This window comes from Sediminibacillus dalangtanensis, assembly GCF_017792025.1.
In the GTDB taxonomy this organism is placed as follows: Bacteria; Bacillota; Bacilli; order Bacillales; family Amphibacillaceae; genus Sediminibacillus; species Sediminibacillus dalangtanensis.
The window spans coordinates 3,382,926-3,396,720 of sequence record NZ_CP046956.1; the positions used below are offsets into that span (position 1 = coordinate 3,382,926).

Consider the following 13,795-nt stretch of genomic DNA (forward strand, 5'->3'; position numbering starts at 1 on the left):
GAGCTGCCTTTTCCGAATGATAAGGGGAAAGGCAGCTTAGTTAATAAACTTATATAAATTGATCCAGATAAACTTCATAGTCTCTTCTCGGATGGACCTGTTTCATGATCACTTAGCTTTTACTTTGTTAGAATAGAATCCCCCAATGAAAAAATACCAAAACGATACTGCAGAAATTAAAAAGAGGAGCCGCACTTTTCCGGCCGATCAAACATTTCTGTCATCCATTACTCCTAAAAATTGTTTAATTCTTGAGAATGCTTCCGGGTCAAAGCCTTGCGCAAATGACCCTCCTTTACGCAATGCCTTTCCAAAATGATACTGAGAAGCGGAGACAACAGAATGAATGGGTTCGATATTAGCCTGCCCTAAACCAGACCCTGGCAAAATTGCGGGACCGTTAGTCGTTTCCGACAAGTTTACTAGTTTCTTCAAATTATCTTTCCCTGCTTCACAATTTGTTTCTCCACCTGAAGTCAAAATGCGCTTCACTTGTTGTTTGTAATGGAGCAAAGTGTGATATGCAGCCTCCTGAGACACAACTTCATCAAAGGCCCGGTGAAAGGTAATGTCTAATTTCGAATCTAGTTTAATTATTTCCGCCAGTGCCTTCTCGTCAATCGCATTATCCTTAGTTAACCCGCCAAATACGATTCGATTACTGCCCAAGCCCAGCACAGCTTTAATGTCCTCTAAAATAATTGCTATATCGGCTTCACTATAATAAAAATTATAGCTGTGTGGACGGATCATAACTTGCACGGGAACCTCCACAGCCTGCAGCACTTGTTTTATGGTGCCATAACTAGGTGTCAGACCGCCCTCACTGATAGCGGAAACCAACTCCAGCCGGTCAACACCTAAATATTCTGCTTGCTTCGCTTCCTCCGCATTCTGAACGATTACTTCGAATATCAGTTTCACTCACTCTCCTGTATGGCTTAGCTAAACGCACTCCTCTCCCATCAAGATATCTCCTATCACTTCAATAGGGTTAACTGAACACCTGTTTAATTCCAATATCACAAGGTATGAACACAGTCCTCCCCCGTTCTATTTTCCTGATTACCGACTTTTACCACGAGAATTAGATTTCGATTGCCCTCTTCTTTGTTCATCCGGTTGTTTTTTACTTGGGTTGGTCGGAGCAAAGTTCTTTTTTCTATGTTCTTCCGTCATGTTAATTCCTCCAGTTTCATAAGAATTTAATTCATCCCTAATGATCGAACCAATTCTTTTTATCGTAACCGGAGTGTGCTGATTTATTCAGATAATCACCTATACTATAAAGGAGCGGGGTAACTAGTGCCAGACTGCAAAGAGCCATAACCATTAAAGGTTTGGCTATTCAATTGATAAGGAGAACATGTTTTTACCTGGATGACCCAAGCATGAAGCATGATTATTATCTGTTTTAAAATAACTATCAAATGCTTTTATTTCATAACAAGCAGTCTAATCCTTAGCAATAATTTCTTCATCCCCTAAAATTAAATAATTCAATTCACCCTCGGGTATCTCATTAAGTTCCTTGCGCTTAACAAGATAGAAGCCTATTCCTAAGACAATCCAGGCTACTAGTGCAACTCTTGATTCTATTCCCAAAAATGCCGGTGAACCTGGAATCAATAGAAGGGATAAGAATATAATACTTGTTACTACTCCTAATCCAGCAAATGACTTTTTTAACGGGGAAACAACATTTACGGAAGGGTTGAAATCTGCCCCCATTTTCCACTTAAATAATCTATAAGCAGTAAAACACGTATAAAAGTAAGCAATGGTAACACCTATTGATGACATGTCGACTACCCATGTCAACACTTCTCGTCCAAACCAAGGTGCTAATAAGGAAACAGCAACCGTAAAGATGATACCAATATAAGGTGTATCGTATTTAGGATGTAGTTTAGAAAATGTTTCTGGAATAATCTTTGCACGAGACATGGCAAATAAAAGCCGGCTGGAAGAAACGATGAATCCATTCAGGCCAGTAAAGATCCCCATCGATAGCGCTATGACCAAAATAGCCAACCCAAAGGTTCCCAATAAATCTTGTACCACTGTTCCAGTACCCCATAGCAGGTTTTCCGACACCAATCCTTCCCAGGGACGAGCCATTGCGGTAGCTAAAATCATTAATATATACAATAATGCTGCGAAAAACAGAGCTCCCAAGATTAGATTAAAAGCTTTTCTAGATGAAAAATTAAATTCCTCGGCAAGTTGTGGTACATTATCAAATCCTACGTAAGCCCATGGTGCTATTGCAACAATTGCAATCACCGCAGCAAAAGCTGTTTTTTCCGTTGGGAATAGAGGTTGAACGTTTGCAAAGCCAGAGATTGGCTGTCCGCCCACGAAAAGTGACAGGGCAACTATGCTTATTACCATTACTGAACAAAAAATAAATTGCAATCTTCCTGATATTCCGGTTCCTTTAATATTTAAATAACCAAACAATAATAACGCTAAAGTCGCAAAAATAATCTCTGTACCGTAAACATCCCAGCCTGCAATTTGGTATAAATGCAGGTTCTCAACAAACTTTGGAAAGACAAATTTAAACATTAAGGCAAATGCCGATGCATTTAGCGCAACGATACATATGTACCCGAGCGTCAAAAACCACCCACAAATGAATGCGTGTGTCCGACCTAAACTAATAAACGCATAGGCAAACTCTCCACCGGATACGGGAAAGCTTTTGATAAGGAAGCCATAACTAACGGCAATGACCATCATGAGTAAGCCGCCGATCCCAAAACCAAGCATTGCTCCAAGAGGGCCTGCAGTGCTCATCCAATTAGTCGGCTGCACAAATGCGCCCCACCCAATGGAAGAACCCAGAGCTATTGCCCAAACCCAATGGGGCTTTAGAGACTTCTTTAGGGTTTTTCTTTCTTTCATTTTTACCTCTCCTTAGAAAGTTTCTTTAAAACAGTTTTTTGATAAAGAGCACATCATACTAATCATATGTACCACTAAATAAGTAACTTAAATGAGAAAAACAAGAAAAAACTGCCTTTTCCCCGGATTATAAAGGGAAAAGGCAGCTTCGTATAATAAAAAGGTTTGTGTAATGGATAAAACTATATTTTACGGTTGCTTAACCAAATGTTTTTCGCTTAAACCTCAATAGCTGATTACCGGCAATTCCAGACAGGCGTCATTTTCTGGTACCACCGGCATGATGAAAGATATAATAGATGTTTAAACTTGTTCGGGAATTCCTACCGCCTGCAACACTTGTTTTATAGCACCTTTTAAGCGACAAACCACCTCAAATAGAGAAACAATTTTCAGGCAATCTGCACCTAGATATACTGCTTGTTTCCTTCCATACTGGAAGATTACTTCTGTCATCATGCTCATTTACTTCTCCTGCTCAGGCTTGAATGAAGCACTCGAAAGGAGCAGGCGCCGGAATTTGAGTTGGGCAAGGAAGTTTTCGGCCAATACTATTTGACATGCATCTCATTTAAACCACCAAAAAAGGAGAGCTACAGCCCCCCTTATCATCTATTCCTGCATTATCGACTTTTACCCCGCGAGTTAGATTTCGATTGTCCTCGTCGCTGTTCATCTGGTTGTTTTTTGCTTGGATTTGTCGGAGCAAAGTTCTTTTTTCGATGTTCTTCAGACATGTGCGTTCCTCCTGTCTTCTAACTATTTGGCTCATTTGTGTGTTGTTGGTGATTTGTAAATAGTACTGAATCAAGTTTTATCCTTTCCGGATAATGAGGAATTATGCATACACTCTTAGAAATAACAAGGTTTATAATTGCTCTAGAGGGAAACAATTAACAATTTCCGGTAGCCAGAAATCGCTATGTAAAAACCCCCTTCAAGTTTTAATAATAAACTTCAAGGGGGCTTTATAATATGTTGAACTATTATTTATTCAATCGTAATTGTAGAACCAACATCCACCGTCACCAACTCTGCATCTTCCAAATACAACGTTCCTGATTGTTCTTCTTCCGTACTCCCATTAAACCGTAAGGTGATATGACCTAGATCATGAAGGTTTTTGTTAACGGCAGAACCAACTTTCGTGATTTCATATGTCGTTCCGTCAATAGTCAGCATTGAATCTTCCGTTATTTCTTTTTCTACTGGATTGACATCGATGATATAGCAAAAGTCCGCAAGTTCAGCTGGTGCATTTTCTCCAAACAGAACCATCATTTTTTCTGCTTCAAAAGCTTTTGCATCTTTTCCGATTTTTTTTATTTCTGTTCGATACATGAATCATACGCTCCTTGTTTATTTATATAATCCGAAGCTTGCCAGCCAAGCGACAAATACTCGCGGCACACCATTCAAGAATCTGGAATAAAGGACAGATGGCACCCCGACTTCGATTGTTTTCGTTTCTGCTTCTGCCAGACCTAATCCAACAGGAATGAAGTCTGCGGCGTTTTGCGTATTGATCGCAAATAGTGCCGGAAGTGCAAGGTTTGGAGGAATGTTGCCTTTGCCGATTTCCACTCCGATCAGCGTACCTAGTACTTGTCCGATAACTCCTCCAGGCCCTAGTAATGGACTTAAGAAGGGCAAGGAACAAATAAAGCCGATGGCCATCAGTCCCCAAATATTTCCGGCAAGCGGAGACATGACATTTGCGAACAAGTCGCCGATGCCAGAGCCTTGAATGATGCCGATCAGTAATGCCACAAATCCCATAAATGGAATGACCGTATGCAGCATCGTTTCCACAGCATCGCGGGAAGCCTGATAGAAGGTGTTGATAACTTTCCCTGCTGCTAATCCGATTCTGGTAAGAATACTCTTATTTTCTTGTTCCGCGCGTGTTTCCATGATTTTTTTGTCTCTTGAATAGGTCGCTTGTTGTTCTGGCTGTTTCTCCTCTGCTTGTGTCTCTTTTACGGAAGTACTTTCACTTTCTGTACCAGCCACGGACACTTGATCAACGTCTACGTTGGATACATAGATGTCTTCTGTTATATATTGGCGCAAAGGGCCGCTTTTACCGGTAGCCATGATATTGATCGTTGGGATGCCTTTTTGCGGATAAATGCCACAACGTAACGTTCCGCCGCAATCAATGACTGCCGCCATGATTTCCTCTTCCGGTACCGACGTTTCAAAACCATTTACAGGTGTTGCCCCGGTGATATCACATATTTTATCTACAATGGCAGGCTTATGGCCGCCTGTCACATACATCAGTTTGTCCCGTTTACCATCGACACCGATTGTCAACGGGCCGCCGAAACCACCCGAACCCTTAACGATTTTCGCTCTTTCAGCCATGCTGTCCACCTCAACCTTCTACTTTTACTTCTTTGCTCAATTTCACGTTTTGTTGTTTCTCTATATAACTCGTTGTGAAGTCCGTAACCCAACCACCGATGAAGTTCATCACCAAACCGACCAATAAGTAACGGACGGCCAGATCTGTCATCGGCAGCCCCAGCTCCTGGATACCTTGTGCAATGCCCAAATAGATAAATAATTCCGCCGGGTTTATATGTGGAAAAATCCCGTTACTTGTATGGGCAAACTGTGCCGCGGAAGCAAAGTAACTCGGTTTATATCTCTCTGGCAAGAATCTGCCTAAAGAGTGGACCATAGGATTCGCCAGCATGAAGGACCCCAGGAATGGTAACACCAAATACCTTAAAAACGGATTTTTGGCTGATTTTTGTGCAATAACATTGATTCTCTCCTCGCCTATCAATTGAATGATGGTATTCATAGCAATCAACAACATTAGTACAAGCGGTACAATCGATGTCATCCAATCGATAAACGTATCGGCACCTGTTTGGAACAAGTTGATAAATCCTTCTGCAAATTTAACGATGTAGTCCATGCTTTAGACCCCTTTCTTTTTTAAACATTCCGTTTACTTTCCGTACAGCTTTCATCATCGGTGAAGGAATTTGGGCAATTTCTCCGCCATTTTGAATGACATGGAAAGTGTTTTGCGCATCTAAAACCGCTTTTCCCAGCAACTTGTTGTAATCCTCCAGATCACTGGCATTAACTTTTTGCAACTTCTTTCCTTCTAAACCTTTGAGCGGTTTGAATTTAGAGAATACGGTCACACCTTGCATGTATCGCGCATCTTCAATCTCGTTTTTATTGTTTAGCTGAAGTAACACCAGCGTTCCAGATTTAACGATAGCCGGACGTCTTCCAATGGCGACACGGCCCTTTTCCCGCAGTTGGATATAGTTTTTGGTGAAATTTTTGATCTGGAGCAGACCTAGTAAATACTGAACGACAAAGCCTATAGCAGCAAAGATAATCAACATGATAAACATGGGCTATTCCCTCATTTCCTGGTTTAATAGTCGTGACAAATCCGTAAAGGTTGTCTTAGCATTGATTTTGTTCAAAATATAGTGATTTGTCGTGATCGCCAACACTTCTTCATAAATCCGGATGAGCATTGCCTCATTCACGTTCTCCTCGGAAGATGCGATAAGCACGACCAATCTGACATTTTCATGATCTTCAAGCGGCTCGTCCAAGACACCAACCTTGATAAAAATACCGTCTTGCTTATGACTGGCATGCGGGAAACCAAGTTGACCGTTGATCGTAGATTTTTTGTTTTCCCTTTCAATCAAACTCTTTTTAAAATCTTCGTCTACTTTTCCTTCATTGTATAGCTCATCAGCCAGTCGACAAATGATATCTTGATATGTTTGCCGGCCCTGAAAGTGGTAAAAATCAGAATGATCGAGGAAATCCACCAAAACACTGCGGTTGAACAATTTTTTATTACTTACATCCTTATAAATCAAGAACTGTTCTATTTTCAATTTAAGCAGCTGCTGATCAAAAACATCCTCGATGTATATGACTTTGTTGAACATTCTGTTTGTTTTGATCGTTGAGATGACTAAATCAAATGGATGAATGCTTTCTTCGGTAAACTCGGATTCATCAATGACCACCACGTTGATTTGGGTGCCGAACACTTTGCGCAAGTTCATGGTTAACAACTTGGTCGTACTCAATCCTTGATTTGTCAAAATCGCAATGTCATGTAATTCATTCATCTGCTGCTCAAGTTGTTCCAAGTACACACTGAAATATATCGTTAGAAATCCCAGTTCCTTTTCCGGCATTCCCAATCCAGTCACGCGTGTAATGCTTTCTCCCAACACTGTAGACAATTCATAAGCAAAGGGAAATCGCTGCTGCATGTCATACGCCAGTTCATTATTTAATTTGATACGGAAAATCAATCGATTGATTAAATGCTTAATGTGTAAGCGAATGTCCTTCGTGAATAGCTCCTCATCGATTTTAAGCCCGTAAAACCGTTCTACATCCCGGATTGTTTGATCGATGATTTTTTGAATAAGGCTTTCATCTTGTTGCGTCAATAATTCATCCAGTAGCGAAGCCCTGCGTCCCATCAATTGCACAACGATTAAGATAATCTCTTTTCCTGCATTCGCCTCTGGGAACACTTTTTCTATATACCCTTTTATAAAATCCAATGCCATGTACTCTTCCGAATGAAAAATATGTGCATCTAAATCGACTGTGCCACTTATAAAACAATGTTGCTCCATTCGTTGCATGGTCACTTTGAGCGCCAAAATCAACCGTTCCAATGACTGTTCATCCAGTTTCCAATCTTGTTGCAATTGATCGAGACCTGAAACCAAATTCTGCGGTATTTCATATTCGATAAATTCGGAAGGAAATTGTTCAATCGCCAACTTGCGTATTTCAAACTCAGAGCCTTCCAATATCAAGCCTACATTTGGCGTACCTGTGATCTGTACGTGTGATGTCTCGATATCCTCTTTCAACTCCCGCAGAATTTTACTGACCAGTGTCTTGCTCAAAAACAACCTATCCGCCATGTCATCCAGGGTCGTTTGCTTGTGGATAGATAATTGATAAAAAAGCTCGTCTTTTCTTTGCTGATTCGCTCTGTCATGTTCCTGGCATTCATCTTTTAATAAATCCAGTTTGTCGAAAAATACCGGTTGCTCCTTGATTGCCAGGGATAACTTTTGATGCTGTTTGGTGATGACCGCGGCATCTTGAAAGTCGCTGTTGATTTGTCTTATATAATTCACGATCGTTTTTTCTGTAAGATTTAATTGATAGGACAACTTTTCTATTTCAATCTCTTCATGCATGAGAGACTCTATCATCTTTAGGTGTTTTTCATTAAGTTGCATGACCTCTCCCCTATCTATGGAATCAGCCTCTAGACTTACCACCTGAAATGTTAACTGTGGTCCCTGTTATATAACTTGCTTTATCAGAACTTAAATAACAAACCAGGTCAGCAATCTCCGTCAATTTGCCTACCCTGCCCAATGGAATCGATTTAGAATAATCGCCATTTAACCGATCGACAGTCGTATTTCTGCTGTAAGCAAGAGCTTCCTCATATTGTGGTGTACGCAATCCTGTTTCTTCAAGGATGCCAGGCGCGATAGCTACAACGTTTACATTGTGCTTACCAAGTTCTTTTGCCCAACTTCTTGTAAAGCCAATCAACGCAGCTTTGGTAGCCGAATAGATACTTTGACCTTCCGAGCCTTCCTGTCCAGCTTCACTCGAAACATTAACAATGATACCAGATTTTTGAGAAATGAAGTGTCTTGCTACTGCCTGACTGAGCCAAACAGGCCCCTTTAAATTCACATTGAACATGACATCTAAATCTTTTTCATCCATTTCATATTGAGGTTTCTCGCCTTTGATATCTACAAGCAATCTCGGAAGATTAATACCTGCATTGTTGACCAGCACATCGATTTTGCTTTCTTTTTCCACTACAGTGTCTACCGTTTGTTTTACAGCTGCAGCGTCTGTGACATCCAGTTCCATAAAACGATAATTATCGTGATCCAATGGCTGATCTTTTAAATCCAAGTTATAGACAATCGAACCATTGTCCAACATGGCGGTGACAATCGCTCTGCCAATTCCAGAGCTTCCTCCTGTCACAATGGCAACTTTTTCTTCTATTCCTAACCAACTTCCCATCACTAATGCCTCCTAAATTTCTTGTTGAGTTCATTCTACAAATAAGCGTTTTCAAAATTAATTCTTACTTTTGTGGCGATTTTGGAAAAAGGGGGGATTAATTAAATAAAAGAGTTCAAACTAGAACGTCATAGAATACTAAAGCCACTCCTATTAAAAAGCAAAGAGCCTTTTAGAATGAACTATCTAAACTAAACGGCTCTTTTATTTTCTCCTAATTAAAGTTCCCAGTACATCCCTATCTTAGCTCGATTTAGTAAGTAGTCGATCATTGGAAGTAATGTGATATCCCTTCCCTTATACTATACCTAGTCTTAAGACTCAATATTTCTTCCACCTTGGGGCAGTCCAATGGTACCATTTTATCTTAATCTAACGTCTGGTCCCATTAACATTGTTTCATCGAAGTACACATTCTTTCAAAATCGAAATAATTCCCTCATAGAAGATAGCTTTCCGTGTCCTATGTTAAAGGTTTTTAACTTATTCGTTTGTAAATAAGCCAAGTGTATTGCCACGGACCCTATAAAAAACATACACAAAGGTTTTCTTGTTCCCATTGCATATAATACCTTTTTTTAAGCTTAAGCTTGGAACCTACAAAAATCCCAAAACTCGCCAGACCGGTTATTTACATAACCACAATCGCCATCTATTTCTTTTTGGATCTCTTGGTAAAATCCCTGCCATGGATAACCATACCACTCTTTAAGGCTCTTAGTTCTAAAAGAAGAAACGTTATCTTCCTGGTTTTGCAGATACCGGTAATAATCGATGAAGATGGTATGGGTTTTAGCTTCGACACTCATGTCCTGAATGTCTTTACAGAAGGATGAATCCAAAAGGATTGCTCTTCCTTAAAGATCCAGTCCTTCCCCTCTACCTCAAGCTAGGAAGTTAACATGACCTCGCCTGACTTCTGCCTGTTCAGTTTTCCATCACTGAACAGGTTGAGAAGGGAGCTTGTGTGCAAATTTCCTCTCCGTGTACCCGCCTCATTTACTGTCACTCCCTTTGGCCATTAGGATTTTAGTGTGTATAGCCAGCTCGTCCCAGGGTGCCAGCCTCTCTGAGGTTCGTTTTCCTCGGGTCGGAGATTTTCCTCTGGCTTCCTATAGATTTCGGGGCGACCCGGGCACACTATAAAAAAAAACTGCACTAAATGTGCAGTTTTTTCCCCTTTATTTTGTTGTAAAACCATTAATTTTAACGTTGGATTATTTCATAATTGACTTCCTTGACACGCTCACTGGAATACACTCTGTAATATTGTCTATTCCAAATAAGGCCTTATGTAGTTGCATTTATTCTACTACTATTTTATTTGTTGTCGCCGATATCTTAAAACCTTCTTTGTTTATCACAAAAGATCTCACCTTATACTGTCCCTTTTTTGCGAACATGACTTCATAGGTCCTGTCTAATGTATAATTTTTAACATCTATTTTTTTGCCGTCTAAGTAAAGATACCATGCTACTTTGTTATCTTCGCCATCTGTTTCAACCTCAAACGTAACTTTCGTGTTTTGCGGTATATTCCCTTCAACCAGTTTTTTAAATTTGATTAATGGATAACCATAAACATTCCTTACTTTTCTTTTTAGAATTTCTGGATAAAAAAGTGCGACATCTTTATGATCACTATAATTCCCTAAATCCAACTCATAATTAAAATGAAACTTCTCAAATTGGGTGAGCAATGGTTGTACGTGATTCTGATAGTGAGTTTCACCCTTACCTAAATGAATAAAGATGTTTGGCCTGTTATTCGTTTCGGAAATCATTACATACATAATGTTATTAAGAAATTTCTTATCCTCTTCATTACTTGAACCTGATAAGAAATCGACAACGTCTATAGAATTAGTTTGGTCAAGAAGGTAATCTCCTAAGTAATATTGAGGAGAAGCTACAATGATATGGTCAAATCCGTATTTTATACCGTAATACAAGGCAGCATATCCACCTTTACTTGAACCGCAAGCCATAACATTTTCGATGTTGTTCTCTTTTATAATCCATTGAATTAACTTATATACTGATCTCTCAATCAAAAAATCTCTATTTTGGCACAAGTAATAGCTAGCACGACTTCCAAAATCATCTAAAATAAAGAGTTTATTACAATCAAAACCCTCTAAGGTAGATATGTAGTTGTATTTTGGAGGTTTGCCAATTGGAGAAAATGCAGAAAAAACAATCACTAAATGATTGGTTTTTTTATAAGACTTTTGAAAAAAATATTTGACACTTTTCTCAGCATTAAATATTTTTTCTCCTTTTAACACTGACACTTATCTTTCCCCCATTCTAATCCATTTGATAGTCAATAGTACAACGATCGTTGACCAAATATTCACTTAATAATCTGACTTCATTACGGACATATTTATTAATCATATTAATTTCTAAAAGTCTTGTCCGTTTAGTATTCTATATATCCTGGTAGAAATTTTGCGACATATACTGAATCCAATATAATTTTTACTAAATATATAAACGTCCCAATCTGAAGAAAGCTTTTGATATCAATACTCGAAAAAAACTGCACGTAAAGTGCAGTTTTATCTTTACACCATAATTAATTGGGACTAATCATCTCTTTGACCTTAGCAATTTCAGTATCATCAATTACATAATAGTAGATGCCGTCTATTTTCGTTCCTGTACCTTGCATTTGATAAGTGTTAATATTTTTTCTGGTATCCCTATAATTAAGCAAGAGGTTCTGCATATCGTCAAAGTCCAGATTGCTAGCCATATTATTTCCTAGCACTTGCACGATATCATCTATTTTATTTACAGAGCCTACGGAAGCCCCTTTGTTAACTATTCCTTGAATTACTTTCCTTTGTCGTTCATTACGTCCGAAATCACCATTTGGATCCTGTTTACGCATTCTAACGTAATCTAACGTTTCCTCTTCACTTAACTCAATTTCTCCGAGAGGATAATGGTACCCATTGCGAGTGAACTCTAATTCATTTTCTACGGTGATTCCTCCAACCGCACCGACTAATTCTGTCAAACCTTCCATATTCAAGCGAACATAGTAATCTAACTCAATCCCAAGAAAGTTTTCAACAGTGTTAACCGACATATCTACGCCTCCAAAAGCATAGGCATGATTAATCTTATCTTGGGTTCCTTTACCAACTATTTCTGTTCTTGTATCTCTTGGAATACTTACAAGTTCCATACTATCTTTCTTTGGATCTAGTGATAGCACCATCATTGCATCCGAGCGGCCTACATCGTTTTCTCTTTCATCCACCCCAAGCAATAATATGTTAAGTGGTTCCTGATCTTTTACTTTCTTCTTACCAACCGTTGTATCAATAGAATCAATTGGCTGGGTGATTTTATTTGCAACGGTTTGTTTTGTATTATGATAAATAGAATAAACAAAAGCCCCCGTGCCTGCCACTAGTAGTATAACAAAAGTCAACAAGATCTTAACCCATAATCTTCTGGGCTTTTTCTTATATTCAGAACGTTTCATTATTAACATCTTCCTCTTTCCATTTTTAACTTACTCACAGGCTTACACTTAAGACGTTATTACCTGATAACAGTATATCAATACAAAGCCAAAGTGCCTACACCAAAAAGTGAATTACACAAAAAAACTAAATTTACTCTGCTTGAAAATATCCGGCAATGGCATCTGCAATCCGTTTGGAAGCTTGTCCATCGCCATAAGGATTGGATGAACGAGCCATTTTTTTATGGGCTTCCGAATCAGATAACAGTTCATTAGCCAGGTTAAAAATGTTTTCCTCATCTGTTCCTGCTAACTTCAAGGTACCGGCATCAATCCCTTCCGGTCGTTCAGTTGTGTCACGTAGAACTAGAACAGGAACTCCAAGCGATGGTGCTTCTTCCTGCACACCACCAGAATCAGTCAAAATCAAATGAGCACGTGAAGCGAAATTATGAAAATCTACTACACTTAAAGGCTCTATCAATTGAATTCTTTTATCGTTTCCTAATATCTCATTAGCTGTTTTTTGAATCACTGGATTTAAATGCACAGGATATACGACATGAATATCCTCATGCGTTTCCACTAATCGTTTAATTGCACGGAACATCTGCTGCATATTTTCTCCCAAGTTTTCTCTCCGGTGAGCTGTCATTAAAACTAATCGTTTACCATTTAAGGAATCTAAAACTTCACTTTGATAAGATTCACCCACGGTAGTTTTTAATGCATCAATTGCTGTATTCCCTGTAACAAAAATTCGTTCTTCTGGTTTATTTTCATGTAGCAGGTTTTGTTTGGACTTTTCGGTAGGTGAAAAGTGCAAATCTGCCATAATACCTGTTAGTTGTCGATTCATTTCTTCAGGATATGGTGAATATTTATCCCAAGTTCGTAAACCCGCTTCCACATGACCTACTGCAATTTGGTTATAAAATGCAGCTAAAGAGGCAGCAAAGGTTGTCGTCGTGTCTCCGTGTACCAATACAATGTCCGGCTCTGCTTCCTTCATAACATTATCCAAGCCTTCCAACGCTCTATTTGTAATCTCTGTAAGTGATTGCTTCTTCTTCATTATATCTAAGTCAAAATCTGGTGAGATATCGAATATTTCCAGTACTTGATCCAACATTTCTCGATGCTGAGCAGTCACTGTTACAATTGATTCAAATTCTTGTGGACGTTTTCTTAGCTCTAAAATTAATGGAGCCATTTTTATTGCTTCTGGTCTCGTTCCGAATATTGTCATCACTTTAATAGGCTTGTCCAATTCAGTCACTCCTGTTAAAAGTTAATTGTCTCATTAACTAT

General features: G+C 39.1%; 12 protein-coding genes. All 12 read right to left on the minus strand.

Translation table 11 applies throughout. The features are described from left to right. Positions 1-207: 207 nt before the first annotated feature. Positions 208-924, minus strand: a complete 717-nt coding sequence (locus ERJ70_RS16735) for a copper homeostasis protein CutC (RefSeq protein ID WP_245208039.1) — start codon at positions 922-924, stop codon at positions 208-210. A 531-nt stretch (positions 925-1,455) separates the two neighbouring features. After that, the gene (locus tag ERJ70_RS16740; RefSeq protein WP_209365901.1) at positions 1,456-2,910 is read right to left on the minus strand and encodes an APC family permease; all 1,455 of its coding nucleotides are present in this window, start codon (positions 2,908-2,910) and stop codon (positions 1,456-1,458) included. 303 nt (positions 2,911-3,213) lie between these two features. Then, positions 3,214-3,375, minus strand: coding sequence for a hypothetical protein (locus tag ERJ70_RS16745; RefSeq protein WP_209365902.1), 162 nt, complete (start codon positions 3,373-3,375; stop codon positions 3,214-3,216). A 525-nt stretch (positions 3,376-3,900) separates the two neighbouring features. Further along, complete coding sequence (locus tag ERJ70_RS16750) at positions 3,901-4,251, minus strand: PTS glucitol/sorbitol transporter subunit IIA (protein ID WP_209365903.1); 351 nt, start codon at positions 4,249-4,251, stop codon at positions 3,901-3,903. 18 nt (positions 4,252-4,269) lie between these two features. After that, positions 4,270-5,280 carry a PTS glucitol/sorbitol transporter subunit IIB gene (gene srlE, locus ERJ70_RS16755; RefSeq protein WP_209365904.1) on the minus strand — a complete coding sequence of 337 codons (1,011 nt, stop codon included), beginning with the start codon at positions 5,278-5,280 and terminating at the stop codon, positions 4,270-4,272. Positions 5,281-5,290: 10 nt separating this feature from the next. Further along, complete coding sequence (srlA, locus tag ERJ70_RS16760) at positions 5,291-5,842, minus strand: PTS glucitol/sorbitol transporter subunit IIC (RefSeq protein ID WP_209365905.1); 552 nt, start codon at positions 5,840-5,842, stop codon at positions 5,291-5,293. Next, on the minus strand, positions 5,826-6,296 hold the full coding sequence (locus ERJ70_RS16765) for a transcriptional regulator GutM (protein WP_209365906.1): 471 nt from the start codon (positions 6,294-6,296) through the stop codon (positions 5,826-5,828). Before ERJ70_RS16765 ends, srlA begins: the two co-directional genes overlap by 17 nt. Before the next feature lie 3 nt (positions 6,297-6,299). Continuing rightward, positions 6,300-8,183: a BglG family transcription antiterminator gene (locus ERJ70_RS16770; protein WP_209365907.1), complete on the minus strand. Its 1,884-nt coding sequence runs from the start codon at positions 8,181-8,183 to the stop codon at positions 6,300-6,302. Between the two features lie 22 nt (positions 8,184-8,205). Further along, on the minus strand, positions 8,206-9,000 hold the full coding sequence (locus tag ERJ70_RS16775; protein ID WP_209365908.1) for an SDR family oxidoreductase: 795 nt from the start codon (positions 8,998-9,000) through the stop codon (positions 8,206-8,208). Positions 9,001-10,304: 1,304 nt separating this feature from the next. Beyond that, positions 10,305-11,294: a Two component regulator three Y domain-containing protein gene (locus ERJ70_RS16780; protein ID WP_209365909.1), complete on the minus strand. Its 990-nt coding sequence runs from the start codon at positions 11,292-11,294 to the stop codon at positions 10,305-10,307. Between the two features lie 287 nt (positions 11,295-11,581). After that, positions 11,582-12,502, minus strand: a complete 921-nt coding sequence (locus ERJ70_RS16785) for an LCP family glycopolymer transferase (RefSeq protein WP_209365910.1) — start codon at positions 12,500-12,502, stop codon at positions 11,582-11,584. Positions 12,503-12,635: 133 nt separating this feature from the next. Then, on the minus strand, positions 12,636-13,754 hold the full coding sequence (gene wecB, locus ERJ70_RS16790; RefSeq protein ID WP_309507113.1) for a non-hydrolyzing UDP-N-acetylglucosamine 2-epimerase: 1,119 nt from the start codon (positions 13,752-13,754) through the stop codon (positions 12,636-12,638). Positions 13,755-13,795: the final 41 nt, after the last annotated feature.